Origin of the sequence: Polyangium sp. 6x1 (assembly GCF_029946515.1) — a bacterium.
Taxonomy (GTDB): domain Bacteria; phylum Myxococcota_A; class Polyangia; order Polyangiales; family Polyangiaceae; genus Polyangium.
In genome coordinates, this window is the sequence record NZ_JARZHH010000092.1 from 1 (window position 1) to 25474 (window position 25474).

The window sequence follows — 25474 nt, forward strand, 5'->3', positions numbered from 1 at the left end:
GGCGGCAGGGGCAGCCGACGCCGCCGCGACAGCGGACCCTGCGGGCTCCACGGGGGCGGCAGCGGCGCTGGTCTCGGGCGGCGGGGCCTCGGCGCTCGGCGCGGCAGCTGCCGACGCGGCCGGGGCCGCGGAGGCCGCAGGCGGCGTGACAGCCGCGGCGCTCGACTTCGCCTCGGGCGAGGTGCCTTCGTTCTTCGCCTCACCACCGCCGCAGCCGACTGCACCCGCGAGCGCCACGATCGCCGCGAACCGCACTGCCTGTCTCATCCTGCTCTCCTTAGATGGTGGCGAAGATCGACCTTTCTCGGCGATCCTCGCATTCCTACTCGGCCGGCCCATGGTCCGGCCGCCTGGGGCAAGCTGCCCCGGCATTCGACTTTGATCCGTATCCACGGCCTGATGGCAAGACAAAAAAAGTGCCGATGTCTGCTCCCTCGCCGGTCCGTCCCTCTCCGCTCCGCCCCGCGGCGGCTCCTCCCGACGTTCCAAAGCTGCTTTTCACGCGCGGAGGCCGATATCCGCAGGCGATCGCGTGGTTCGGGGCCCGCTCGTTCTGGGGGCACCTCTGGCACCTCGCAGCGAGCGTCATCGCGACGGAGGACATCGACAGTCGCGCATGGATGCGACCGAGCACGCCCGACACACTGACGCGCAAGGCCGCGGCCGTGCTGGGCGGCCGCGAGGGCGCCGAGACGCTCACCGAGGCGCTCGACCGGGACGTGTGGATCGATTTCCTCGCCGACACGGGCGATTGCGTGTCCGTGAGCCAGGCGGTCGCGCGGCTCGTGTTCGAGACGTACGAGGTCGAAGATCCGCAAAGACCCGGCGAGACGCTCGTCTTGCCGCGCGGCGATCTCCTCCTGTTCGGCGGGGACACGGCGTATCCGGTGGCGACGGAGCTCGAGATCCACAACCGGGTGATCGTGCCGTTCTCGCGCGTGCTTTCCGAGGTTCGAGACGGCAAACCCCGGGTGCTGCTCGGCGTGCCTGGAAATCACGACTGGTACGCGGGCCTCGACGGCTTCGGGCGCATGTTCCGCGAGCGCCGCGGGACCGTGGATGTCGTGGGGAAATCAGCGCCGAACGAGGTCGTGCGGTTCGCGCAGATCGGGCATTTCATCCAGTGGGTGGAGGCGTTCCGGATCGGTCGTTATGTGAGCAAACGATCGACGTTGCCGCTCGAAGGATACGTGCCGGTGCAGGACGCGAGCTACTTCGCGTTGCGGCTCGCGCCGGGGCTCGATCTGTGGGGCGCGGATCGGCAGCTGCGCGCGGTGGACTTCGAGCAACGCGCGTTCTTCGCGTCGCTCCGGACCGAGAATCGCGGGCTCCTCCTGACGCTCGCGGATCCGGCGTACGCGTTCCTGGAGCCGAACCCGGCGGGGCAACACATCGTCGACGCGCTGGATCTGCGGCTCGAAGACGACAGCGTGCTCGTGCTGACGGGCGACACGCACCACTACTGCCGCGAGCAGATCGGCAAGACCTGTCACGTGACGGCCGGCGGAGGCGGGGCGTTCCTGCATCCGGCGCGGATCATGCGGCAAGGCCTGCCCGAGCCTTCGGCGGAGTTCCCGGGGCCGAAGGCGTCGCTCGCGTTGGCGCTGCAGATCCCGTGGCAGATCGTGCACGGGCGGAGCGGGTTTCTGGTGCACGCCGCGGCCGCGCTGCTCTACGTGCCGGCGTTCTTCGCGGTGCGATGGGGCGGCGCGCCGCCGATGGTGACGTCGCTGGTGATCGCGGCGGTCGCGGCCTTCATATGCAGGCTGCTCGGCGGATTCCGGAACCGATCGATCGCGGTGTACGTGCTCGCGACGATCGCGGGGCTCGTCATCGGGTTCGTGCCGATGCTCGCGCGGATGACGTTCACCACGGCGGGCCGCTTCTTCCACCAGGCGGACCTCTTCGGGGCGCGGCCGTGGCTCGTGTTCATGGTCTCGGTCTACGTCGCGACGCTGGTCTTCGGCGCATACCTGATGGCGCTGACCATCCTCGGCATCGAGCAACATCAGGCGTTCGCGGCGCTGGCGCACCCCGGATACAAGCACTTCGTGCGGGTGCGCGTGCGCCGCGACGGGAGCGGCACCGACGCGTGGGTGCTCGGAAAGGTGGATCCTCTGTCCACCTCGGATCCGGTGGTCCTGGTGGACCAGTTTTCCTGGACGAACGACGGCCTCTCGGCCGGCGCGCGCTCGGCGCTGCCGGCGTCCCTGATCACGCCGCCGTCAGGCGATGCGGTCCAGCAGCAAAGGCGGTGAGGCCTCGGGCGCGGAGCTGACGCGGAAGGCGTTCTGCACGCGATCCGCGACGGCCTCGGCCGCGGCCGCGCCGCGCACGTGGAGGCGCGCGAGGGGCTCGCCGCGGCGCACGCCGGCGCCGCGCGGCGCGAGGATCTCGATGCCGACGGCGTGATCGACCTTCTGATCGGCGCGCGTGCGGCCCGCGCCCATGGCGACGGCGGCGAGGCCGATCTCGAGGGGATCGATCGCCGCGACGAAGCCGTCGGCCTCCGAAGGAACGAGGACGGTCTCGGGCGCACGAGGCAAGCGGAGAGGATCCTCGACGACCCCGGGATCGCCGCCCTGGGCCTCGATCATGCGCTCGAAGACGCGCGCGCCGCGTCCGCTCGTGATCGCGTCGCGGAGCTTTTCGCGCGCTTCTTCGATGGACGAGGCCACGTCGCCGAGGACGAGCATTTCGGCGCCGAGCGCGAGCGTGCACTCGACGAGATCGTCCGGCCCGCCGCCCTTCAAGACGTCGATGGCCTCGCGCGTCTCGATGGCGTTGCCGACGGTGCGACCGAGGACGGTGCTCATGTCGGTCAGGAGCGCGACGACACGCTTGCCCGCGGCCTTGCCGACGCGGACGAGGGCCTCGGCGAGCGCGCGGGCGTCGCGCTCGGTCTTCATGAACGCGCCGCGCCCGACCTTCACGTCGAGCACGAGGGCGTCGATGCCCTCGGCGAGTTTTTTCGAGAGGATGCTCGCGACGATGAGCGGGATCGACTCGACCGTGGCCGTGACGTCGCGCAGCGCGTAGATGCGTTTGTCCGCGGGGGCGATGCGGCCGGTCTGCCCGATCATGCAAGCGCCGACGTCGCGGACGATGCGCGCGAAGGCGTCGGTGTCGAGCGAGACGTTGAAGCCGGGGATGGCCTCGAGCTTGTCGAGGGTGCCGCCGGTGTGGCCGAGGCCGCGGCCGCTGACCATGGGCACGGGGACGCCGCAGGCCGCGACGAGGGGCGCGAGGCACAAGGAGACCTTGTCGCCGACGCCGCCCGTGGAGTGCTTGTCGACCTTCACGCCGGGGACGGCGGAGAGGTCGAGGACGTCGCCCGAGTGGAGCATGGCGCGGGTGAGGGCCACGGTCTCCGCGTCGTCCATGCCGCGGAAGAAGATGGCCATGCAGAGCGCCGTCATCTGGTAATCGGCGAGCTCGCCCGTCCCGAGGGCGCGGACGAGGCGCTCGATCTGGTCATCCGAGAGGCGTCCACCGTCGCGCTTTTTGGCGATGAGCTCAACCAGGGTCTCCACGGAGCGGAGCATACCTCAAAGCGGCCTCGCAGCGCGCCGGCGTGCACAGGCTCCCCAGCACGCAGGGCGCGCGCTACCTTCCGCGGCATGAGTCGGGCACGTGATTTCACGACCCTCGGCTACCGGCGCATCGTCAAGCTGCTGGTCTCGCTCGTCATCGTCCCGTCGGTGCTGCTGTCGGCGGTCGGCGCGTCCCTCGTGGTGCTCGGCGAGGCCCGGTACAACATCCTCATCGGGATCCTGGTCCTCACGTTCTCGAGCGCGCTCGTGACGGGGGTGATCCTGGTCTGGGTGTTCCTGCGTCGGGAGCGAGATCTCTCGGAGCTGCAAGCCGATTTCGTGTCGAAGGTGTCGCACGAGCTCCGGACGCCGCTGACGTCGATCCGGATGTTCACCGAGACGCTGGTGCTGCGGCGCGGAGACAAGGAGAGCGAGGATCGATGCATCCAGGCGCTCAACAAGGAGAGCGCGCGGCTGCAGCAGCTCATCGATCGGCTGCTCGACTGGGGCCGGATGCAGAGCGGGCGCCGGGTCTACGAGCTCGCCGAGCAGGACATGGTGAAGGTGGTGGAGGAGGCGATCTCCGCGTTCGAGCCGACGCGCGAGCAGCGCCACGTGGAGCTCTCGACGCACTTCGAGCCGGACCTGCCGCGCGTGTGGTGCGACCACGGGGCGATCGTGATCTCGATCGTGAACCTGCTGTCGAACGCCTACAAGTACGGGGGGCAGCCGCGAAAGATCGAGCTCGCGGTGACGCGCAAGCTCGGCGAGGTGCTGATCACGGTGCGCGACAACGGCAAGGGGATCGCGCGGCGCGAGCACAAGCGTATCTTCGAAAAATTCTACCGGGTCGATGATCTCCTTGCACGGCAGCAAGAGGGGTCGGGGCTTGGACTTGCAATCGTGCAACACGTGATGCGCGCGCATCGGGGCCGCGTGATCGTGGACAGCGAGCCGGGTCGAGGCAGCGCGTTCACGCTGGTGCTGCCGATCCAGACGAAGCTCCGGGTGACGGAGCCGATGTCGAGCACGGGAGGGACAGCGTAAGGGTGGGAGCGGCAAGCGGCGCGGAACGTGATAGAGAGCCTGGCTCGATGAACCGGCTCGGACAGGGCGGCGCGCGGCGCACGGTCCTCGTCGTGGAAGACGACGACAGCATCGCCATGGGGCTCGAGATGAACCTGTCGGCGGAGGGGTACCGCGTGCTCATCGCGGCCGACGGGGAGAGCGGGCTCGCGCTCGCGCGCGCAGGCGGGATCGACCTCTTGATCCTGGACGTGATGCTCCCGAAGCTGAACGGCTTCGAGCTCCTGCGGATGCTGCGCGCCGAGCGGTACACGATGCCGGTGATCATGCTGAGCGCGCGCGGCGCGGAGATGGACAAGGTGATGGGGCTCGAGCTCGGCGCCGAGGACTACATCACGAAGCCGTTCGGGCTGGCGGAGCTCCTGGCGCGGGTGAAGGCGGTGCTACGGCGCGACGCGATCGCGCGGGGGGACGACGCGAACACGATCCGGGCGGCGGACCTCGAGATTCATCCGTCGACGCGGGAGGTGCGGCGCGGAGGGAAGCTCGTGGAGCTGACGGCGACGGAGTTCGACATCCTGTTTTGCCTGGTCAGCGCAGGCGGGCGGGTGCTGTCGCGGGAGCAGCTTCAGGCAAAGGTGTGGGGTCCGAGCCACCACGGGACGCCGCGCACCGTGGACAACTTCATCCTGCAGCTACGGGCGAAGCTGGAGGACAACGCGGCAAACCCACGGCACCTCGTGACGGTGCGAGGTGTGGGCTACCGCTTCGTGGTCTAGGCCTCGATCCGGGCATCCGGTTCCGACCAGCGCACCGGGACAAACGCGCCGGTCGAACGCGAGCCGTAACGGAGCGTAGCGAAGTGGAGGCGAGCGGCGGGGGGTGTGGGGGGCAGAGGAAGGCCCGACGATTCTCCGCGCAGCGGAGAATCGGCTCAGGGCCGACCGGAGCCCCTCACCGTGACTAAGGCGCCTGGCAGAACTTGTTGATGCTGTCGACGAGGGGGTCTTCCTGCTTGACGGCCTTGTCGAGAGCGGCCTGGGCCGAGTTGATCTTCGCGAGATCCTTCGCCTCGGCGGCGGCGGCCATGTCGCGGGCGGCCTTGGCGACGTCCTTCGCCATCGTCTGGTACTCGGCCGAGTACTTCTTCAGGTCGGGCTCCGTGAGCTCCACCTTGGCGGCTTCGGCGGCGACCTTGTCCATCGCGTCAGCCATGCCCTTGAGCTCGTTCGCGCCCGTCGGGTCCGTGCCGCCGCCCTTCGGGGTCTTGTTGAGGCTCTCGACGCCCTTGTTGATCACCTCGATGAGCTGGTTGCACTCGGTGATCTTCTTCTTGCCGCAGGCCGTGGCTCCCACGAGCAGAGCGGCGCCGAGGATCGCGGCCGAGAACAGGGATTGATGACGCATCTTCGACTGTCTCCTGTGGAGGGATTGGCGTTCGGTGGCCGCTTTCTTCGAAGAGGCCAGAGGCTTCGGGGTCACGAGCGTACCCGCCAGTTGCCGTGAAAGGTACGTCCCACGTCGTCGGCCGTCGGATCGGTCACGATGATCTCGGGGCGACCGTTCTCCGCGTAGACGATGGTATTTTGGCGGAAGACGCGACCAAACGCGATGGCCTCGTCACGCTCCATGCCGTAGACGAGCCAGGCAGGCTCGCGCCAGACACCTTCCGGCTCCGACTCGGAGCCGACGCAAGGCTCGACGCGGTAACAGCCGAGGATGAGCAGGTCCCGAAGGACGTGGTGGCGCTGCTCGTTCACCTTGCGGGGCAAGAGCATCGAACGCGGATTGTAGGCCGTGAGCACGGCGAAACGCCGGTTCAGGAGCTCGGGCAACGCCGAGTGATCCTGGACGATCTCGCCGTCGAGCGAAGCGCGCAAAGGCGCGCCGTGCGGGCCGGGGAACTCGTAGATCGTCGCGAGGTACGAACGGAGGAGCGCTTGGTCCATCGAGAGGTCTGACCGCTCCTACCAGAGTGGCGGCCCGCCCGCTACCAGGCTCGGCGCGTCACGACACCCGCGGCCGCGTCCCCGTGAGCCTGCCCGCGCGTCTTTCCCTTCCTGGATGCTTGCGCTAAGCCCCTGCCCCGGGATGATCGAAGTGGAACGCCTCTCCAAGTCGTACGGCGCCTTTCGCGCCGTGTCGGATGTGTCGTTTCACGTCGAGCGCGGCGAGGTCGTGGGGTTCCTCGGGCCCAATGGCGCGGGGAAGAGCACGACGCTGCGCATGCTGGCCGGCTTCCTCGGGCCGAGCGCGGGGCGGATCCGCATCGGGGGGCACGACATCGCCGAGGAGCCGATGCTCGCGCGGGAGAAGCTCGGCTACATGCCCGAGACATCGCCGCTGTATCCGGAGATGCGGGTGCGCGAGTACCTCACCTTCCGCGCCGAGGTGAAGCGCGTGCCCCGAGGCGCGCGCGCCAAGGCGGTCGAGCAGGCCGCCGAGGAGGCGCGGGTCGACGACGTGGCGGATGTGCTCGTTCGGCATCTATCGAAGGGGTACCGGCAACGCGTCGGGCTCGCGGATGCGCTGCTCGGGGATCCGCCGGTGCTGATCCTCGACGAGCCCACGGCGGGGCTCGATCCGAACCAGATCCGCGAGGTGCGCGAGCTCGTGAAGCGGCGCGGCAAGGACCACGCGATCCTGATCTCGACGCACATCCTGTCGGAGGTCGAGGCGACGTGCTCTCGTGCGCTCGTAGTCGCGCGGGGCAAGCTCGTGGCGTCGGGGACCATCGAGGAGCTGCGCGAGATGCGAAGGGCGTCGGGGCTCCGGATCGTCGTGCGCGGCGAGGTGTCGCGCGCGCTCGGGGTCGTTCGCGCGCTTGCGGAGGTCGCGGGGGCTGAGGTGGATGCGGGGCACGCGCCGGCGGCGGACGCGGCGGCGCTGCTCGTCGAGTACCGGCGCGCCGAGGGCGGATCCGAGGCGGCCGAGCGGGTCGTCGCGGCGCTCGTCGGCGCGGGGCTCGGGGTGCGGGAGGTCGTGCCGCGGGCCGCGACGCTCGAGCAGGTCTTCTCCGAGCTCACGCGCGGAGACGAGGACACGGCCGAGGTGCAGGCGTGAGGGGGTTCTGGCCGATCTTCAAGCGGGAGCTCTTCGCGCTCTTCGTCACGCCGCTCGCTTGGGTGGTGATCACGTCGTTCCTGCTCTTGCAGGGGCTGCACTTCTTCCTGATCGTCGTGAACTTCGCGGCGGCGCCGGCCGAGTCGCTTGGCGACAGCGGCCCGGTCCAGGCCTTCTTCGGCCAGACGATGCTGCTCTACGTGCCGCTCCTGCTCGTCTGCCCGCTCATCACGATGCGGCTCTTCGCCGAGGAGCGGCGCAGCGGAACGATCGAGACGTTGCTCACGGCGCCCGTGGGCACCGTGGGGGTGGTGCTCGCGAAGTACGCGGCGGCGCTCGCGACGTACGTCGTGATGTGGGCGCCGACGGCGCTCTACATCGTGATCCTCGCGCGGACGGGCGACGTCGACTGGCGGGTCGTGGGGACGAGTTACCTGTCGGTCTTCGCGATCGGCGCGGGGTACCTCGCGCTCGGCGTGATGACGAGCGCGCTCACGCAGAGCCAGCTCACGGCCGCGGTGCTCTCGGCGCTGGCGATCTCGGGGCTCTTCTTCTTCGGCTTCGCGGAGTTCATCGTCCCCGACGGCCCGGCGCACGATCTCGCGACGCACGTCTCCGTTTGGACACAAATGAATGACGCGTCGCGCGGCCTGCTCGACTCGCGGCGGCTCGTCTTCGACGCGACCATCGTGCTCTTGCCGCTCTTCGTCACGGTGCGCGCCGTCGAGGCGTGGAGGTGGGGATGAGCGAGGAGCAGAGGCCCAAGAAGGGCAAGAAGGCGCCTCGGCCGGGCGCCGCGAAGCCGAAGGACGAGAAGCTCGCGGCCGCGAAGGTGCCCGCGCCTCCGCGCGAGGTCGCGCCCGAGGTGCCCGCGGGGACGAGCGCGGGGACGAAGCTCGGCGCGCTCCTCGGGCTCGTGGCGGCGATGGTGCTCGCGGTGCTCGTGAACGTGGTCGCGGCGCGGCACTACAAGCGATTCGATTTCACGAAAGGCGGGCTCTACACGTTGAGCCCGGCGACGGAGCAGACGCTCCACGCGCTCGGCGAGCCGATCCGCGTCGATGTCCTCTTGCCCTCGGGTGATCCGCTCGCGCTCTCGATCCGCCACCTGCTCGAGGCCTACCGCAGCGAGACGTCGCGCCTCGAAGTGCACTTCACCGATCCCGATCGCCACGCGGCCGAGTTCGTCGCGGTGCAACGCAAGTACGACGAGCGCGTCGTCGACGGTCGGGTGGTGACGGACGCGGCGATCATCGTCGCGCGGGGCGATCGCGTGCAGTTCATCACGCCGCGCGACCTCGTCGAGGTCGAGGACGAGAACGACGTGCGCGCGCGGCCTCGGCTGGAGCAGGCCCTCACCGCGGCGATCCGCGCGGTCGTGTCGACGGATCGGCCGAAGATCTGCTTCACGACGGGGCACGACGAGAAGTCGACCGAGACGGGCGGCAGCGGCCTCGCGCCGCTGCGCGAGCGGCTCGAGAAGAACGGCCACGAGGTCGTGACCGTCGACACCCGCGAGAAGGCCGACGACAAGGAGAAGGCGCGCGCGCCGTTCGCCGGGTGCCGCGTCGTCGTGGTCGCGGGGCCGGGGCAGCGTTTCTCCGAGGCCGAAACGAAGAAGCTCGAAGGGTTCGTCGAGCAGGGCGGGAACGTCCTCGTCGCGGCCTCGCCCGTGCCGGACGAGGGGGACCAGAAGTACCTCGATCTCGGCCTCGATCCGCTGCTCGATCGCTTTGGGATCGCGCTCTCGCGGGACTTCGTGTTCGAGACCGATCCGCGCCTGCGCGCGGTGCGCGGCTACGGCGAAACGTTCCTGCCGATCGCCAAGCCGCATCCCATCACCGAGGGGCTGATCCGCGCGGAGCAGTCGGGCCTCGGCGCGGTCATGACCGTGGCGAGCTCGCTCCAGAAGACGGGCAAGGGCGCCGCCGTGGTGTCGCCCTTGCTGGAGACGAGCGAGGACGCCTTCGGCATGATCGACTTCTTCACGTGGGCGAAAAACCCCTCGGATCCCGCGCCGAACGACGTGGATCACAAGGGCCCGCTCACGGTCGCGTTTGCCGCGGAGCAGCCCGCGCGTCCGGGCGCCGAGCGCGGCGCGCGGCTCGTGGCCATCGGATCCGCGAGCCCGATGATGGGCGAGAACTGGCAGAGCGACGAGCTGCGCGGCACGGCGATCTTCGTCGAGAGCGCGATCGCATGGCTCGCCTCGGCGCCCGTGCCGCTCGACATCCCGAACAAGCCCACGTTCACCGCGGGGCTGCGCATGAGCGAGGACTCGCTCGCCTCGATCTTCCGCTACGTCGTGGTGTTCATCCCGCTCGCGTCCGTGCTCACCGGGATCGCCGTGCACCTCCGGAGGCGCGCGACGGAGCGGCGAGGCACGCGCAAGGAGAAGGAGCGAGCGTCCGAATGAGCTTCGCGACGATCGCGAAGAAGCACGCGACCACGCTCGTCCTCTGCGCCCTGGCGATCGGCGCGGGCGCTTATGTGTTCGTCGTGGATCGCGGCTCGGTCACCACGGAGGAGGCCGCGCAACGAAAGAAAAATGTGGTCCTCGCGTGGAGGCCCGACGAGATCACCGAGGTCGTGGTCGAGCAAGGCGCGTCGTCCGCGAAGCTCACGCGCACGCCGCCCGACGCGCTCGGCCAGCGCTTCTGGGAGGTCACGATCGGGGGAGAACGTTTTCCCGCGGAGGCGCAGGTCGTCGATCAGCTCCTCGGCACGCTGGAGTTCGCCACGCACGAGCGGGTGCTCGCGCCGGACAGCGTGGATCGCGCGGCGAGTGGCCTCGACGCGCCGCGCGCGCGCGTTGTCGTGACCGCGCCGGGGCGCTCCACCTCCCTCGCGATCGGAGGCCCGGCGCCGACCCCGGCAGGCGCCGCGATCGTCGAGGTCCACGAGGGCGATCGCGCCTCGTTCCAGGTGATCACGAAGGAGCTCGTCACGGCCCTCGCGATCGATCCGAGCTCGCTCCGATCACGCGATCTCCTCCCGTACCCCCCATCCGAGATCACGCGCTTCGGAATCGAAGGCCCGAGCGGCATGTACGCGCTCGCGCGCCCCACGGACGGCAGCGACGGGTTGCGGTTCGACGTCCCCGCGAAGGAAGCAGGTCACCGCGCCTCCCGCGCCGCCACGGACGAGCTCGAAAGCACGCTGTCCCGCATGCGGGCCGAGGCCTTCCTCTCGGACGAAGCCGCGCGCCGCGCATCCACGCCCACGGTGACGCTCACGCTGACCCCCAAGGACACCACGAAGCCCAAGGGGATCCTCGTCCTCGGCGGAGCCTGCCCCGACAAGCCCGACCTCGTCGTCGCGCTGCAGACGGCCCCCACGCGCGCCGCGGGCTGCGTGCCTACGAGCATCCTCGACGCGCTCGAAAAACCCGAAAGCACCTTCGTGGATCGCAACGCGTTCTTCGCGACGATCGACGAGATCCACGAGGTCACGCTCACCGCCGGCGATCGCCGCATCGAGCTCGCGCGCAAGGGCACGGGCTTTCACGAGCGCGCCCCCGAGGATCGCGACATCGAGGGCGACACCGGCCGCCTCTTCCTCGAATCGCTCCTCGCCCTCCGCGCGAAGGACTTTCATGCGCTGGACGATCGCGCCTCGCTCGGCCTCGATCCGCCGCAGGGCAAGGTCCGTATCGTCTCGGTCCTGCCCTCGCGAAATCCCGACGGCGGCGACGACGATCGGATCGAAGAGCTCCACGTCGGCAAGCTCCAGGGCGACATCGTCCCCGTCCTGCGCGTCTCCGACAGCGCCATCCTCGCGATCCCCGCCGATCGAGCGCGCGCGCTCTTCCCGAGCACGATCACCCTGCGCAGCCCCACCGTGATCGACGCCCCGCAGACGAGCCTGCGCGCTCTGCGCATCACCGAGGGCGACCGCGTGCAGCACCTCGAGCGCACCGCCGAGGGAGGCTTCGCGCTGAAGGAGCCACGCGGCAAGAACCTCGCGGCCGATCTCGGCTTCGGTACCGAGCTCGCCACCTCGCTGCTCCCCTTGCGCGTCGAGCGCTTCGTCGCCGAGCGTGATGACGGGTCCTTTGGCCTCGCGAAGCCGCGCCTCGTGATCGAACTCGATCTCGGCGCAGGCAGCGACGCGGGCGCGCGCACCGTGCGCCTGCTCATCGGCGCGCCCACGACGGGCGGCTCGTTCGCGCGCATCGACGGCGACGACGCCGTGTTCGTGATCGACGCGAAGATCGAGACCGCGGCCGGAAAATGGCTGCTCGACCGATCGATCTTCACGCTCGACGTGGCCGAGATCCAGAAGGTCACCCTCACCTCTTCGGATCGACGAAAGCCTCCGCTCGTGCTCGATCGCGTGGGGGACGCGCTGCGCATCCAGGGCGACGAGACGGCGACCGCGAAGGCCGCCGCGATCCGCGACGCCCTCGCCGATCTCGTCCCCGAAGGCGCCGTCAGCGTCGGACCGCCGCGCAAAGAAGAGGGCCTCGCCCCGCCCGCCGTCGTGATCACCATCGAGCGCCGTGGCCTCGATCCCGACGCGCCGCCCGCCATCGATCCTCAGCGCACCCTGCGGATCTCCCTCGGCGCCGGCGACGCGTTCCGCGGGACGAACATCACCTACGCACGCCGTGACGGGGTCGACGCGACCTACGCCATTGCGCAAGCGAAGACGCGCGTTCTCCTCGACGCCGCCCGCTAGGGACTTTCGCCGCACCGCGATCTTCCGAAGAAGACGGAAATCTTCGGAGGTGCGTCGCAGCCGATGGAGATAGTCCGGAGCACTGTTCGGACGCCTCCCCTCGCTGCGCCACGCGAGAAAACGCGGGCTCCTCGCGCGAGCCCGGATCCCCGCGAACAAGAAAGCGCAAGGGTGGACCCCTGCGAAGAAATGAAGGTAGACTCCGTCAGCCCATGTCCACCGACCCGCGATCCAACCTGGCCGGCCTCGCCGCGATTCAGGCTGAAACCCTCGGAAGCCCCGACGTCTGCGTCGCCGTCCTCGATGGCCCGGTCGATCTCTCGCACCCGGCTTTCCGCGGCGCGAACGTCACGGCGCTCGAGATGCCGGTGTCCAGCGACGAGGCGGCCGACCGCACACACGGCACCCACGTCACGAGCCTCGTGTTCGGTCAGCCTGGCGGCCCCGCGCCGGGGATCGCTCCGAAGGCGAAGGGCATCGTCGTGCCCGTGCACAACTTCCGCCCCGAGACCAGCGCGCCCGCCGGCAACCCGCCCGATCTCGCGAAGGGCATCCGCGATGCGGTCGCCGCCGGCGCCCACGTCATCACCATGCACGGCGGCGGACTCTCGCCCGACGCAGGCATGCTCGACGCGCTCGCGAAGGCGCTCGCCCGCGCCGCCGAGCGCAACGTGCTCGTCGTCGTCGCGGCAGAGGGCGACGGCAACGAGCACTTCCACGTGCCCGCGGCCGCCTCCACGGTGCTCGCCGTCGCGGCCGAGGACGCCGAGGGCAAGCTGCTCGACTTCGGCATGTGGGGCCCGACCTACCGCGACAGCGGCATCGTCGCGCCGGGCGAAGGCCTCATTGGCGCGGCTCCCGGCGGAGGAACCGTCGCACAGAGCGGCGCGACCTTCGCCGCCGCGATGGTCGCGGGCATCGCCGCGCTCCTCCTCAGCGTGCAGATCGCCCGCGGAAAACAGGCCGATCCTCGCACGGTCCGCGCCGCGCTCCTCCAGAGCGCCACGCCCCTCTCGATCACGCAGAGCGAGCGCGGCAAGGGCGTCCTCCGCGGCCGCCTCGACGTCGCCGCCGCCTTCAAGCTCATTTGACCTCAAAACAATCGGCACGCCGACGAGGTTCGTCCCTCGCCGCGCTTTCCGATTTTCTGGCCGGACGAGCCGGCGCCGCCTTTCCCCGGGAGCGACGCGATCGCGCAAGCCCCGTGGGCAAGCTCGCCGCTTTGCGAGCCCCCTCCGCGCAAAAATGCTAGAGGGCGGGCGATGCTCGGTCCCCAGAGAAAGGACGTGCTCGTCATCGCCTCCGTGCGCGCGGTCGATCCAGCCGCGAAGCTCGACGCGATCGTGGACGTCGTCGTCGAGGGCGGAACCATCACGCGCATCGGCGCGGGCGCCGCGACGGAGGAGATCCTCGCCTCCGAGCGAACGCGCGTGCTCCGCGGCGAAGGGCTCCTGCTCGTCCCGGCCTTCGTGGATCTCCACGCCCACCTGCGCGAGCCGGGCCAGGAGTACAAGGAAGACATCGCGTCGGGCCTCGCCGCCGCGGCCGCGGGCGGCTTCGCGCACGTCTGCGCCATGCCGAACACGCGCCCCGTCAACGACACGCGCAGCATCACGGAGGCGATGATCGCGAAGGCGCGATCGATCGAGGGCCCCGCGCTGCACCCGATCGGCGCGATCACCCTCGGCCAGAAGGGCGCCGAGCTCGTCGAGATGGCCGACCTCAAGGACGCCGGCGCCGTCGCCGTCTCCGACGACGGCCGCTGCGTCACGTCGAGCGCCGTCATGCGCCGCGCCCTCGAATACGCCGCGAACTTCGACCTCCCCGTCATCCAGCACGCCGAGGATCACGCCCTCACCGAGGGCTCGCTCATGCACGAGGGCGCCATCTCCACGCGGCTCGGCCTGCGCGGCTGGCCCCGCGTCGCCGAGGACATCATCGTCGCCCGGGACGTGCTGCTCGCCGAGGTGACGGGCGCCAAGTACCACGTCGCCCACGTCTCCTCCCGCGGCGCCGTGCGCATCCTCCGCGAGGCCAAGGCCCGCGGCATCCGCGTCACGGCCGAGGTCACGCCGCATCACCTCACGCTCACGGACGCCTCGGTGATCGGCTACGACACCGCGTGCAAGGTGAACCCGCCGCTGCGCGAGCCCGAGGACGTCGCCGCGCTCTGCGAGGCCCTCGCGGACGGCACGATCGACTGCGTGGCCACCGACCACGCGCCGCACTCCTCGCTGGAGAAGGACTGCGAGTTCGCCGAGGCCTCGCCCGGCATGATCGGCCTCGAGCTCGTGGTGCCGCTGCTGCTCGCCCGCGTGCGCGAGGGTGCGCTCCCGCTCGCGCGCTTGATCGACGCGCTCACCGCCGCGCCGGCCCGCATCGTGGGCCTCGCGGCGCCGACGCTGCGCGAGGGCGCGCTCGCCGAGCTTTGCCTCGTGAACCCCGACAAGCGCTGGAGCGTGGATCCGGCGCGCCTGCGGTCGAAGAGCAAGAACACTCCATTCCTCGGCAAGTCCGTCACGGGCTCGGTCGAGCTCACCATGGCTGCGGGCCGCATCGTGCACGATGTGCTGGCCCAGGGAGACGCACGATGAGCGGCGAGCGCGCATATCTCTGCCTCGCGGACGGCACCACGTTCGAGGGCGTCGCCTGGGGCGCGCCTGGCATCGCCACGGGCGAGGTCGTCTTCACGACGGGCATGACCGGCTACCAGGAGGTCCTCACGGATCCCTCGTATTGCGGGCAGATCGTCACGATGACGGCCCCGCAGATCGGCAACACGGGCATCAACCGCGAGGACGACGAGAGCACGACGGGCGCGCCGCACGTCGCGGGCTTCCTCGTGCGTGACCTCTCCCCCGTCGCCGCGAACTTCCGCGCGAACGAGACGCTCGACGCCTACCTCGCGCGGCACGGCATCGTGGCCCTCGCGGGCATCGACACGCGCCTGCTCACGCGCACGCTCCGCGATCGCGGATCGCAAAACGGCGCGATCGGCAAGGCCTCGCCCGAAGAGCTCATCCGCCGCGCCCGCGAGGCGCCCTCGATGGAAGGCCTCGACCTCGCCCAGCGCGTCACGCCCAAGGAGCCCTACGTCTGGACCGAGGGCTCGGGCGCGTTCGGCAGCAAGATCCCCGGCGCGCAGGCCACGAACAAGCACGTCGTCTGCGTCGACCTCGGCATCAAGCGCAACATCCTGCGCTCGCTCGTCGACGTCGGATGCCGCGTCACCGTCGTGCCCGCGAAGACGAGCGCCGCCGAGATCCTCGACCTCGCGCCCGACGGCGTCTTCATCTCGAATGGCCCCGGCGATCCCGCGGCCGTCTCCTACGCAATCGACACCGTGCGTGATCTCGTCGGGAAAAAGCCGCTCTTCGGGATCTGCCTCGGCCACCAGATCCTCGCGCTCGCGATGGGCGGCCGCACGTACAAGCTCAAGTTCGGCCACCGCGGCATCAACCAGCCGGTGAAGGACCTCGACACCGGCCGCATCGAGATCACCACGCAGAACCACGGCTTCGCGGTGGATCTCGCCTCCCTCGAGGGCAAGGCGCGCACGACGCACGTGCACCTCAACGACGGCACGAGCGAGGGCCTGGATCTGCCTGGCCTCTCGGCCTTCTCGGTCCAGTACCATCCCGAGGCCGCCGCCGGCCCGCACGACGCGCTCTACCTCTTCCAGCGCTTCGTCGGCCGCATGGAGGAAGCCCCCCGCTGACCCGACCTCCCCCATCCCCAATCCCGCGCCGAGAAGCGCCGCGAGCGCCTCGAAGCTAGGGAGGGCGACGCAGGAATACAGGCCGTATTCCGAGGAGCCCGACCGACGATTCGAGGCGCGCAGCAAGCTTCTCAGAGCCTGCAGAGAGCGTCGGGCTGGCGGAGTGGGAGGAGGGAGGGACGGACACCCCGGGCCCGCCGGAAAAACCGCGGGCCCCCGACGCTCTCTGCGGCTCTGCCGTGTCAAGCTCCGACCGTTCAGGATTGTTCCCCATGTCCGCCAAGAAGATTCATTTCGTCTCCCTCGGCTGCCCCAAGAACCGCGTCGACTCCGAGGTCATGCTCGGCGTCGCGCGGCGCGCTGGCTACGACCACGTCCCCGCCCCCGAGGACGCCGAGGTGATCGTCGTGAACACCTGCGGCTTCATCGGCGAGGCCAAGAAGGAGTCGATCGACGCGATCTTCGAGATGGCGAAGCTGAAGGACGAAGGGCACCTCCAGAAGCTCGTCGTCGCCGGCTGCCTCTCGCAGCGCCACCCCACCGAGATCGCCGACGAGATGCCCGAGGTCGATCACATCCTCGGATCGAGCGACATGCTCAAGCTCGAGCAGGTCCTCACGGGCAAGGCCGATCGCATGCTCGTCGGAAACCCCGCCGACTGGGTCGTCCGCGCCTCCGATCCGCGCACGATCTCCACGCCCGGCGGCAGCGCGTACGTGAAGATCGCCGAGGGCTGCAACCGCACCTGCTCGTTCTGCGTCATCCCGCAGCTTCGCGGCGGCCAGCGATCGCGCCCCGTCGCGGACGTCGTCGCCGAGGTCGAGCAGCTCGTCGCCGCGGGCGTGCGCGAGGTGAACCTCGTCTCGCAAGACACCATCGCCTACGGCCGCGATCTGCCGTCGGCCGAGCGCCCCACGCTCGCCGAGCTCGTGCGTCGCGTCGCGGACGTCCCGGGCCTGCACTGGGCGCGCCTCTTCTACCTCTATCCCGAGACGATCACCGACGAGCTCGTCGAGCTCATCGCGCAGCACCCGCGCGTCGTGCCGTACATCGACATGCCGCTCCAGCACGCGGCCGACGGCATGCTGCGCCGCATGCGCCGCGGCCACGGCGGCGAGCGCCTCCGCAAGCTCGTCACGCGCCTGCGCAAGGACATCCCCGACCTCACGTTCCGCACGGCCTTCATCGTCGGCCACCCCGGCGAGACCGACGAGGAGTTCAAGGACCTCGTCGACTTCGTCACGTGGGCCGAGTTCGATCGGGTCGGCGTCTTCCGCTACTCCGACGAGGACTCGTCCCGCAGCGCCGAGATGCCCGACAAGGTGCCTGCGCGCGTCGCCTCGAACCGCTACCGCAAGCTCATGTCGCTGCAGCGGCGCATCGCTCACAAGAAGAACAGCGCGCTCATCGGCCGCGAGCTCGACGTCCTCGTCGAGGGCACGAGCGACGAGCACGAGTTCGTCCAGATGGGCCGCCATCGTGGCCAGGCGCCCGACATCGACGGCCAGGTCTACCTCTCGGGCGGCGAGGCGCGCCCCGGCGAGATCCGCCGCGTGCGCATCACGCAGGCGAGCGACTACGATCTCGTCGGCGAGTTGCTCGACGAAGGCGAAGGGGACCACGCGCCCACCGTCACCGTCGATCTGCCGAAGAAGCGCATCAGCCTGCGGGTGCTGCAAACCGACGGGCGCACGATGGCAACGTAGTTGTCGCGGCCTTTTGCGAGGCCGCGCTCTTCGCCCCGTTTTTCCCAGAGATCTCATGATCGTTCGCAGGGCATGTGTCGTGCACGGGGCGCCCGCGTGATGGGTCGCCGCTCGCTCTTCCGGTTGTTCGCTGCCGCCTTTCTCGTGGCGCTCCCGGGTTGCCTGAGCCCGACCCTCCCCCTGCCTCCGCCCGAGGCACCCGACACGATCTCGCCGCAGGCCGCCACGCCGGGCATGTGGACCATCTCCGGCTCGTGCCTCCAAGGCGCCATCGTCATCGTCTTCAACGAGCGCACGGGAGCGGGCTCCGTCGTCGAGGATCGCGACGGCGACGGCCGGTACGAGGTCACGATCGAGGCCGAGGTCTGCGACCTCGCCTGGGTCGCGCAGGACCTCGGCGAGGACGAGAGCGCGCGCGCGACCTTCGTCGTCCAGGAGCGCACCCCGTCCGGCCCGATCGATCCGTCCGCCTGCAAATGACGATGCCCTGACGGACGTGGCGCGGCGCGTCTGCTCACGACGCGCATCGGCCGCGGGCTGGGCCACGCGTTTCTCGGCGAAGAACCCCTGCGAGATTCTGCGCGCCGCGCGAGCGGCGTGATAATTTCAGCAGGATGGCCTCCATGCCGCTCAGTGTTCCGCCGACACCGACGAAGATCCTCGTCATCGATGACGAGCCCGCGCTCCGGCAGGTCCTGGAGATCGCCTTCCGACGGCAGGGGATCGAGGTCGTGGCCGCGCCGGGCGTGCGCGCCGCGATGGAGGCCTTGCAGCAGAACCCGCAGCCTTTCCCGCTCGTGATCACGGACCTCGTGATGCCGGACGGATCGGGCATGGAGGTCCTTGCGGCGGCGAAGCAGCGATCGGCGGCGACGGAGGTCATCGTGATGACCGCGCATTCGAGCGTGGAGAACGCGCTCGATGCGATGAGGAAGGGCGCGTACGACTTCGTGGGCAAGCCCTTCTCGCCGGCGGAGGTCATCGCGCTCGCGCAGAAGGCGCTCGAAAAGAGCAGCATCCTCCTCGAGAACCAGCGCCTCCGCGCGCAGATCTCGCGCCTCGAGCCCGCGGAGAACGACATCTTCGCGAGCCCTGCGATGGGGCGCGTCGCCGAGATCGTCGGAAAGATCGCGCCCACGCGCACCACGGTGCTCATCACAGGCGAGAGCGGCACGGGCAAGGAGCGCGTCGCGCGCGCCCTGCACGAGCAGAGCGACCGCGCGAAAAGACCTTTCCTCGTGGTCAATTGCGGGGCGCTCCCCGAGGCGCTCATGGAGAGCGAGCTCTTCGGCCACGAGAAAGGCGCATTCACGGGCGCGGGTGCGCGCGCGCTCGGCCTCTTCCGCGAGGCGGAGGGCGGCACGGTCCTGCTCGACGAGGTCGGCGAGTTGCCCGCCTCGCTCCAGGTAAAGCTCCTCCGCGTGCTCCAGGAGCGCAAGGTGCGGCCCGTGGGCGCGGCGGCCGAGATCCCGGTCGACGTGCGCGTCCTCGCCGCCACGAACCGCGACGTCGAGGCGGACGTCCGTCAGAACAAGTTCCGGCAGGACCTTTATTATCGCCTCAACGTCATTCGAATCGAGCTACCGCCTTTGCGGGATCGTCCGGGCGACGTGGCGCGCCTCGCCGAGCGATTCGTGCGTCGTTTCGCGAACGAGCTCGGCAAGGACGTCAGGGGATTGACGACCGACGCATTGCGCGCGCTCGACGCGTACAAATTCCCGGGCAATGTGCGCGAGCTCGAGAACATGATGGAGCGCGCGGTGGCGCTCGCGTCGGGGCCTGCGATCGGGCTCGGGGATTTGCCTGCGCAGGTGAGCGGCCTCTCGGCGAGCCCGGCGCCTTTTCTTTCGGAGCTCCCGCCGGAGGGATGTGTCCTCGAGGACGTGCTCGGCGAGGTCGAGCGACGCCTCATTCTTCAGGCCCTCGAGCGGAGCGGCGGCGTGCGCAAGGCCGCGGCCAAATTGCTCGGCGTCACGTTTCGGTCGCTGCGTTACCGCCTCGCGAAGCATGGGCTCGACACGGACGCGGAAGGCGACGACGACGACGCGGACGGCTCGATCGTGCCTGCCCAGCCGACGGCGGGGGGGCGACGAGAATCGTCACCACGCGAGGCCCGCCGGTGACAATTTTGGTCACCGTGCGACGCGAAAGGGACATGCCGGGGGCGCCGAGGATCTGCCGCAATGAACGAAAATGCCGGAGAACGCCGCAGATTCGAGGTGGATCGTTCGTTCCTCCCGGCCCACCCGGAGGCGCGGTTCGCGGGTGGCACGAGCCGTGCTTTAACGATGGTCACGATGCAGTTCGGTGAACGAGCCAGGACCTACGCAAAGCGCCGTGGGTTCACGCTCGCCGAGCTGATGATCGTGGTGGCGATGATCGGCGTGCTCGCGGCGATCGCGATGGTCGGGTATCGCCGATACATGCGCGGGGCTGCGGCGTCGGAGGTGAAAGCCGTCGTCTCCGGGATTCGTGTCGCGGAGGAAGCTTACAAATCCGAGACGTTTCAATATCTCGGCTGTGGCGGCCTCACGGATTGGTATCCGGCCGCGCCGAATGACAAGAAGCGCAATTGGGACAATGGTCAGACGGGCAATGCAATCCACGATTGCTGGATGCGGCTCAATGTGACGACCGACGCCCCGGTACGCTTCGGTTATGCGGTGAAGGCAGGGATCGCGCCTCAGCCCGACGCGATCGACGAGATCACGTATTGTCAGGGCTGGAAGGCCGCACACGACACCATTAATGGTCCTTGGTTCGTGGTGCAGGCAGCGGGAGACCAGGACGCCGATGGGGTCCTCTCGCTCTTCGCGTCGTCCTCGCTCTCGGGCGAGATCTGCGTCGAGCCGACGAACGGCGACGACGAGTGACGAGGCATCGATAACGGGTCGGCGATTCGATTTCGGTCGTACGAAGATCCCTGGATCCGACGAGCTTTTTTTGACTCGACGAGTGGGGATCGATAGATTCGCGGCAAGGTTTGCCGCTCGAGAACATTTCGTCCGTCAGTGGAGGAGGTCCGTCATGCGTGCATTCAAGCGTTACGACAAGCGTGGTTTTACCCTCGTCGAGCTCATGATCGTCGTCGCCATCATCGGCGTCCTCGCGGCGCTCGCGATCTTCGGCGTGAACCGGTACCTGAAGAGCGCCAAGACGAGCGAGGCGAAGAACTCGATCGGCCGCATCGCGCGCGCCGCCGCCGAGTCGTACGAGCGTGAGAACAACAAGCAGGAGCTCCTCGCGCCCGGTGAGTCGTCGACCGTCCCGACGCACGCGCTCTGCGGTTCGGCTGCGGATCCCGTCCCCAAGGCCGGCGTCCCGAAGGCCGCGAAGTACCAGCCGAACAACCAAGGTACGACGGACTTCGCCGGGGGCGACTCGACGAACGGCTGGAAGTGCCTGCGCTTCGAGGTCAGCGACCCGATTTACTACCAGTACTCGTACACGAAGGGCAGCGCGCCCGTCGGCGCGACGGCCAATCCCGCCGCCCCGGCGATCGCCGCCGGCGAGAGCTTCGAGGCTGCGGCGAAGGGTGATCTCGACGGCGACGGCAGCGAGTTCGGCATCTTCACGCTGACCGGCCAGGTCGACGGCACCTCGAAGCAGCTCATCCGCGCGACGCAGGTCTTCATCTCGAACGAGTACGAGTGATCCAAACCTGAAGCGCGCCACGAGCGCGCCGAACGGACCTCGCCTCCGAAACCCGGGCCGCACGTCGGTCCGGGTTTCATTTTTTATCGAGCATCCTCGCGCAGACGGCACGTTTTCCCGCCCGCGGGCCCTCACGTCTCTCGGGTAGCCATCGCCGCGGCGGCGCGCTAGAAGGGGGGGCATGTCGCGATGGAGCGCGCTCGAGCTCAGCGTGGCCTTTGCGATCGGGGGCAGCGTCCTCGCGGTGGCGGTGCCCGCGTTCATCCGCAACCTGCACGCCTCCAAGCTGAGCGAGCCGCTCGACAACCTCGATCGCCTCGTCACGCACGCCGTCGCATACGCGGAGACGAAGCCTCAGGAGATCAGCTTCCCTCCGGCCGCGCCGCTCACGCCGGCCGAGGTTCCGCGCGGCGCGCGCGTCACCGATCCTCCCGAGATCTGGGAGCACCTCACGTGGCGCTCGCTCGACTTCCGCATCGAGGAGCCGCACGCGTTCTCGTTCAAGTTCGAGAGCGAGCTCGATCCGGTCACGCGCGTGATGCGCTTCGTGGCGACGGCGCACGGAGATCTCGACGGAGACGGCAAGCTCTCCACGTTCCAGGTGCGCGGCGAGCGCGTGCCCGGACAACCTCCGCGCGTCTTGCCCGGCATGTTCGTGGATCGCGAGGTGGAGTGATGCCGGCCGTCCGCGACTACGTCCGGACCGCGATCGTGGTGGGCGTATCGGCGCTCTGCATCGGCGCGGTGCAGGGGCGCGTCGCGAAGCAGCACGCGCGCGTGAAGGAGACGAGCGACGTCCATCTCCTGCCGCCGCCGAAGGAGGTCGTGACGCTCTCGTTCGGTTATCGCGCGGCGCTCGCGGACGTGCTGTGGGCGCACGTGCTGGTCTCGCAAGGACTGCACACGTTCGAGCGCCGTCGCTTCGAGAACATCGCGGACCTCATCGACACGATCAACGAGCTCGATCCGGAGTTCCGTGATCCGTACCTGATGTCGGACGCGCTCATCACGATCCAGATCGGAGAGTCGGGGCGCGAGGACGTCGATCGCACACGCGCGATCCTCGAGCGCGGGACACGCAATCGCCCGCTCGACGCGGAGGTCTGGAGGACAGCGGGCCAGTTCATCGCGTTCATCGCGCCCGGGTCGTACCTGACGGATCCGGACGAGCGCGCCGCATGGAAGGCCGACGGCGCGCGCATGCTGGCGCGCGCGGCAGAGCTCGGCGGCGACGCGGGGAGCATGGGGTGGGCCGCCGTCGCAGGCGCGGGGATCCTGACGCGGCAGGGAGCGCGCGACGCGGCGATCCGTTTGATCCAGCGCACGCTCGCCGTGACGGACGACGAGGAGCTGCGCGAGCGGCTGCAGCGTGACCTCGCGCAGCTCGTCGGCGAGGCGAGCTCCGAGGCGTATCGGCGACGGCAAACGGAGATGATCGAGCTCACGCTGCGCGACGTGCCGTTCATCAGCAAGTCGACGTTGTTCGTGCTCGGTCCGCCGTTCGATCCGGCCTATTGCGCCGGCGGCGCGCACGCGGACGATCGGCGCTGCGCGCTCACGTGGAAGGCGTGGGCCGCGTCGGGTTCGGAAGAGCAGCGCTGAAGGGAGGAGTTCCCTCACCCGCATCCCCTCTCGCTGCGGAGCGGGGATGCGAGCGAGGTGGGGGCGGGTTCACTTGAACTTGACGGCGGCCGTCTTCGTCTCGCCGGCCTTCACCGTCACGCTCACCGTCTGCTTGCCCTTGTCGGGGTGGATGAACGTCACGGTGTGCGTACCGGCGGGCACGCTGACGCCGACCTTGGGCGTGCTGCCCAGCGGACGACCATCGAGCACGACCTTCGAGACCGGGATCGAGTTGATGTTGAGCGTGCCGTTGCCGGTGGCCGGCGGCGGCGCCTTGTCACCACCCGACGACGTCGACGCCGTCGAGGACGTCCCGCTCGACGTCGAGCCCGTCGAACCCGTCGAGCCCGAAGCCGAGCCCGTCTCGCTGGCCGAGCCGCTCGCCGAACCGCTCACCGAGCCGCTGGCCGAGCCACTCGCAGACGCGTCGTTCGACGGCGCCTTGCCCGGCTCGTACAGCGTGATGCGGATCTGCTTCTCGGCGAGGCCGTCGTCGAAGGCGAGGTCCTGCGTGAAGTCGTCGAGGCCCTTCTTCGTGGCGACGAGCTTCCAGCCGGCCGTGGGATCCAGCTCGATCTTGACGGGCTGGTTCTTCCACTCCTTCTCGGGGATCTTCTTCTCTTCCTTCTTCGCGTTGACGAGCTTGACGGCCGCGCCCTCGGTCGCGAGCTCCAGGATGATCTGGCCGCGCAGCACCTTGAGCTTGATCGGGCCGATCTCCTTCAGCTTGCCGGCCTCGATGTCGACCGACTGCTCCATCCGGTCGTAGCGATCGCCAGCCTCGAACTTGAGCTTGTGCGAGCCGGCCGTGATGTCCTTCAGCTCGACCGGGAGCACGCCCTTCTCCGTGCCGTCGACCCACACCTTCGTGTTCGGCGTCGCGGCGAGGATCTTCAGGCCCGTCACGTTCGCGTTCGCCGTCGCAGGCGCCGACGACGTCGAGGGCGCAACGCCACTGGTGTCGAGAGTGACCATCACCGGCGTCTCTTTGCCGGCCTCGACCGTGGCGGACACCTTCTCGTCCTTGCCGAGATCCGAGACGATCACGCGCACCGTCTTCTCGCCGGGGCCGAGCTCGGAGACCACGCAGGGCGTCGTGTCGCACTTCTTCTGGCCGTCGACGAAGATCTCGGCCTTGCTGATCGGCGCGCCCTTCGCCTGGATGTCGATCTTCAGCGAGCCCTTCTTGGGCATGAGCATGAAGACGCCGAGGCCGATGACCGCGACGAGCGCGACGACGCCGAGGAGGATGCCGATCTTGCTGCCGCCGGACGAGGCCGCGGGCTGCGCGGGCATCCCGATCAGATCGGCGCGCGGGCGGACCTGGGTCGGCTCGGAGCGCGCCGTCATCGGCATCTGCGAGGGCGGCATCGAGGGAAGCGGCACCACGCCCGCGGAGGCGAGCGTCGTGGCCACGCCGGCCTGCTGGGGCGGAGGCATCGCGGCGCCGGGCGGCAACGTGCCGAGCGTCGGGATTGCAGCCGGCGGAGGCGGCAGCGGCGCGGGGCGCGCAGATCCACCCGAGCCGGAGAGCAGGGCCGCAGCCGCGCTGCTCATGGGAGGCATGCCTGCCGCGGGGCGCGGGCCCGTCGGGTGCGGATCGCCCTTGCTCGCGTCGAAGACGTGGGTCGACTCTTCTTCGTCGTCCCAGTCCATGTCGACGGCCTTGCCACCGGGGCCCACCTTCGCGGGGGCTTCAGCGGCCGGCGCGCCGGGAGGCGGCGGCAGCGGCACCGGCGCGACGGCGGCTCCGGGCGGCGGAGGCAGCGCCGACGCGGGGGAAGCTCCGGGCGGCGGCGCGGGGGGCATGGGAAGAGGCATCGACGCGGCGGCTCCGGGCGGCGGCGGCAGCGGGATCGACGCGGCGGCTCCTGGAGGCGGCGGCAGCGGCACCGACGCGGCGGCTCCCGGAGGCGGCGGCAGCGGCATCGACGGCGCTGCGCCGGGGGGCGGCGGCAGGGGCGTCGCGATCCGCTGCGAGGGCGCCCCTGGGGGAGGGGGCAGCGCGCTCGGGGGCGGGGGCAAGGGTCCGCCGCTCCCGGGTGGGGGCGGAAGGGGAACGGGCGCGACCCCGCCGAGCAGCGTGCTCTTGCGGGCAGCGCCCGAAGGGGGCGGCGGCACGAGTCCTGGCGTGGTGCTGCGAGGAGCCTTCTTCGCCAGCCCCTCGAAGACGTCCAGATCGCTGCCCTTATCATCGGCCATGTTCAGCCACTCCTCGACAGAATGCGACGTTACGCCGCGGACGACAGAAACCCCTTTCGCACATCTCGCGCGACGCGAGTAGAGGGTCGATGGGGCTGTCGTGACCGCAGGTGCTCAGGCGGGAAAACCGAGACACACCTAGCCTAGCCGCGCTTGGCGTGCATCGCGAGTTTGTTCACGTAGTTCCGCGGAGTTCGTTGCTTGGTCCCGAGGGGGACGCCTCGCGTCCCCCTCTCGTCCGGGCAAAGCCCGGCCGATTCACCCCTTCG

21 protein-coding genes and 1 pseudogene are annotated in these 25474 nt (G+C 69.6%); 17 read left to right on the forward strand and 5 right to left on the reverse strand.

Going from position 1 to position 25474, the window contains the following annotated elements:
- Positions 1-267: pseudogene (locus QHF85_RS44570) on the reverse strand (hypothetical protein); the annotation flags it as partial.
- 155 nt (positions 268-422) lie between these two features.
- Here QHF85_RS44570 and QHF85_RS44575 point away from each other — a divergent pair.
- Positions 423-2258: a hypothetical protein gene (locus QHF85_RS44575; protein WP_281333594.1), complete on the forward strand. Its 1836-nt coding sequence runs from the start codon at positions 423-425 to the stop codon at positions 2256-2258.
- Here the strand turns inward: QHF85_RS44575 and QHF85_RS44580 are convergent.
- Positions 2226-3533: a thymidine phosphorylase gene (locus QHF85_RS44580; protein WP_281333595.1), complete on the reverse strand. Its 1308-nt coding sequence runs from the start codon at positions 3531-3533 to the stop codon at positions 2226-2228. The two genes, QHF85_RS44575 and QHF85_RS44580, sit on opposite strands and share 33 nt — an antisense overlap.
- A gap of 87 nt (positions 3534-3620) precedes the next feature.
- Between QHF85_RS44580 and QHF85_RS44585 the strand changes: the two genes are divergently transcribed.
- Both QHF85_RS44585 and QHF85_RS44590 read left to right on the forward strand, forming a co-directional pair.
- A complete protein-coding gene (locus QHF85_RS44585; protein ID WP_281333596.1) occupies positions 3621-4580 on the forward strand; it encodes a HAMP domain-containing sensor histidine kinase in 960 nt (319 codons plus the stop codon).
- Between the two features lie 47 nt (positions 4581-4627).
- On the forward strand, positions 4628-5338 hold the full coding sequence (locus QHF85_RS44590; RefSeq protein WP_281333597.1) for a response regulator transcription factor: 711 nt from the start codon (positions 4628-4630) through the stop codon (positions 5336-5338).
- 184 nt (positions 5339-5522) lie between these two features.
- Here the strand turns inward: QHF85_RS44590 and QHF85_RS44595 are convergent, their stop codons facing one another.
- Positions 5523-5966 carry a hypothetical protein gene (locus QHF85_RS44595; protein ID WP_281333598.1) on the reverse strand — a complete coding sequence of 148 codons (444 nt, stop codon included), beginning with the start codon at positions 5964-5966 and terminating at the stop codon, positions 5523-5525.
- Positions 5967-6037: 71 nt separating this feature from the next.
- Positions 6038-6508, reverse strand: a complete 471-nt coding sequence (locus tag QHF85_RS44600) for a DUF3293 domain-containing protein (protein ID WP_281333599.1) — start codon at positions 6506-6508, stop codon at positions 6038-6040.
- Between the two features lie 142 nt (positions 6509-6650).
- Here QHF85_RS44600 and QHF85_RS44605 point away from each other — a divergent pair, with 142 nt between their 5' ends.
- The 14 genes from QHF85_RS44605 (at position 6651) to QHF85_RS44670 (ending at position 22982) form a co-directional block, all read left to right on the forward strand.
- Positions 6651-7622: an ABC transporter ATP-binding protein gene (locus QHF85_RS44605; RefSeq protein WP_281333600.1), complete on the forward strand. Its 972-nt coding sequence runs from the start codon at positions 6651-6653 to the stop codon at positions 7620-7622.
- Positions 7619-8368, forward strand: coding sequence for an ABC transporter permease (locus QHF85_RS44610; protein ID WP_281333601.1), 750 nt, complete (start codon positions 7619-7621; stop codon positions 8366-8368). Before QHF85_RS44605 ends, QHF85_RS44610 begins: the two co-directional genes overlap by 4 nt.
- A complete protein-coding gene (locus QHF85_RS44615) occupies positions 8365-10038 on the forward strand; it encodes a GldG family protein (RefSeq protein ID WP_281333602.1) in 1674 nt (557 codons plus the stop codon). The genes QHF85_RS44610 and QHF85_RS44615 overlap by 4 nt, the downstream gene beginning before the upstream one ends.
- Entirely contained in the window at positions 10035-12302 is a 2268-nt protein-coding gene (locus QHF85_RS44620; protein WP_281333603.1) for a DUF4340 domain-containing protein, read from the forward strand. The genes QHF85_RS44615 and QHF85_RS44620 overlap by 4 nt, the downstream gene beginning before the upstream one ends.
- A gap of 212 nt (positions 12303-12514) precedes the next feature.
- A complete protein-coding gene (locus QHF85_RS44625; RefSeq protein WP_281333604.1) occupies positions 12515-13393 on the forward strand; it encodes a S8 family serine peptidase in 879 nt (292 codons plus the stop codon).
- 171 nt (positions 13394-13564) lie between these two features.
- The gene (locus tag QHF85_RS44630) at positions 13565-14896 is read left to right on the forward strand and encodes a dihydroorotase (protein ID WP_281333605.1); all 1332 of its coding nucleotides are present in this window, start codon (positions 13565-13567) and stop codon (positions 14894-14896) included.
- Positions 14893-16020, forward strand: coding sequence for a glutamine-hydrolyzing carbamoyl-phosphate synthase small subunit (carA, locus tag QHF85_RS44635; RefSeq protein ID WP_281333606.1), 1128 nt, complete (start codon positions 14893-14895; stop codon positions 16018-16020). Before QHF85_RS44630 ends, carA begins: the two co-directional genes overlap by 4 nt.
- Before the next feature lie 272 nt (positions 16021-16292).
- Positions 16293-17726, forward strand: coding sequence for a 30S ribosomal protein S12 methylthiotransferase RimO (gene rimO / locus QHF85_RS44640; protein WP_281333607.1), 1434 nt, complete (start codon positions 16293-16295; stop codon positions 17724-17726).
- A gap of 72 nt (positions 17727-17798) precedes the next feature.
- Positions 17799-18206: a hypothetical protein gene (locus tag QHF85_RS44645; RefSeq protein ID WP_281333608.1), complete on the forward strand. Its 408-nt coding sequence runs from the start codon at positions 17799-17801 to the stop codon at positions 18204-18206.
- Between the two features lie 134 nt (positions 18207-18340).
- A complete protein-coding gene (locus tag QHF85_RS44650) occupies positions 18341-19849 on the forward strand; it encodes a sigma-54 dependent transcriptional regulator (protein ID WP_348652815.1) in 1509 nt (502 codons plus the stop codon).
- Between the two features lie 60 nt (positions 19850-19909).
- Positions 19910-20599, forward strand: a complete 690-nt coding sequence (locus tag QHF85_RS44655) for a prepilin-type N-terminal cleavage/methylation domain-containing protein (RefSeq protein ID WP_281333610.1) — start codon at positions 19910-19912, stop codon at positions 20597-20599.
- A 154-nt stretch (positions 20600-20753) separates the two neighbouring features.
- Positions 20754-21380 (forward strand): type II secretion system protein, encoded by a 627-nt coding sequence (locus QHF85_RS44660; RefSeq protein WP_281333611.1) that lies wholly within the window; start codon positions 20754-20756, stop codon positions 21378-21380.
- A 181-nt stretch (positions 21381-21561) separates the two neighbouring features.
- On the forward strand, positions 21562-22056 hold the full coding sequence (locus QHF85_RS44665) for a hypothetical protein (protein ID WP_281333612.1): 495 nt from the start codon (positions 21562-21564) through the stop codon (positions 22054-22056).
- Positions 22056-22982 (forward strand): hypothetical protein, encoded by a 927-nt coding sequence (locus QHF85_RS44670; protein WP_281333613.1) that lies wholly within the window; start codon positions 22056-22058, stop codon positions 22980-22982. The genes QHF85_RS44665 and QHF85_RS44670 overlap by 1 nt, the downstream gene beginning before the upstream one ends.
- A 69-nt stretch (positions 22983-23051) precedes the next feature.
- Here QHF85_RS44670 and QHF85_RS44675 read toward each other — a convergent pair whose 3' ends face one another.
- The gene (locus QHF85_RS44675) at positions 23052-25205 is read right to left on the reverse strand and encodes a PEGA domain-containing protein (RefSeq protein ID WP_281333614.1); all 2154 of its coding nucleotides are present in this window, start codon (positions 25203-25205) and stop codon (positions 23052-23054) included.
- Positions 25206-25474: the final 269 nt, after the last annotated feature.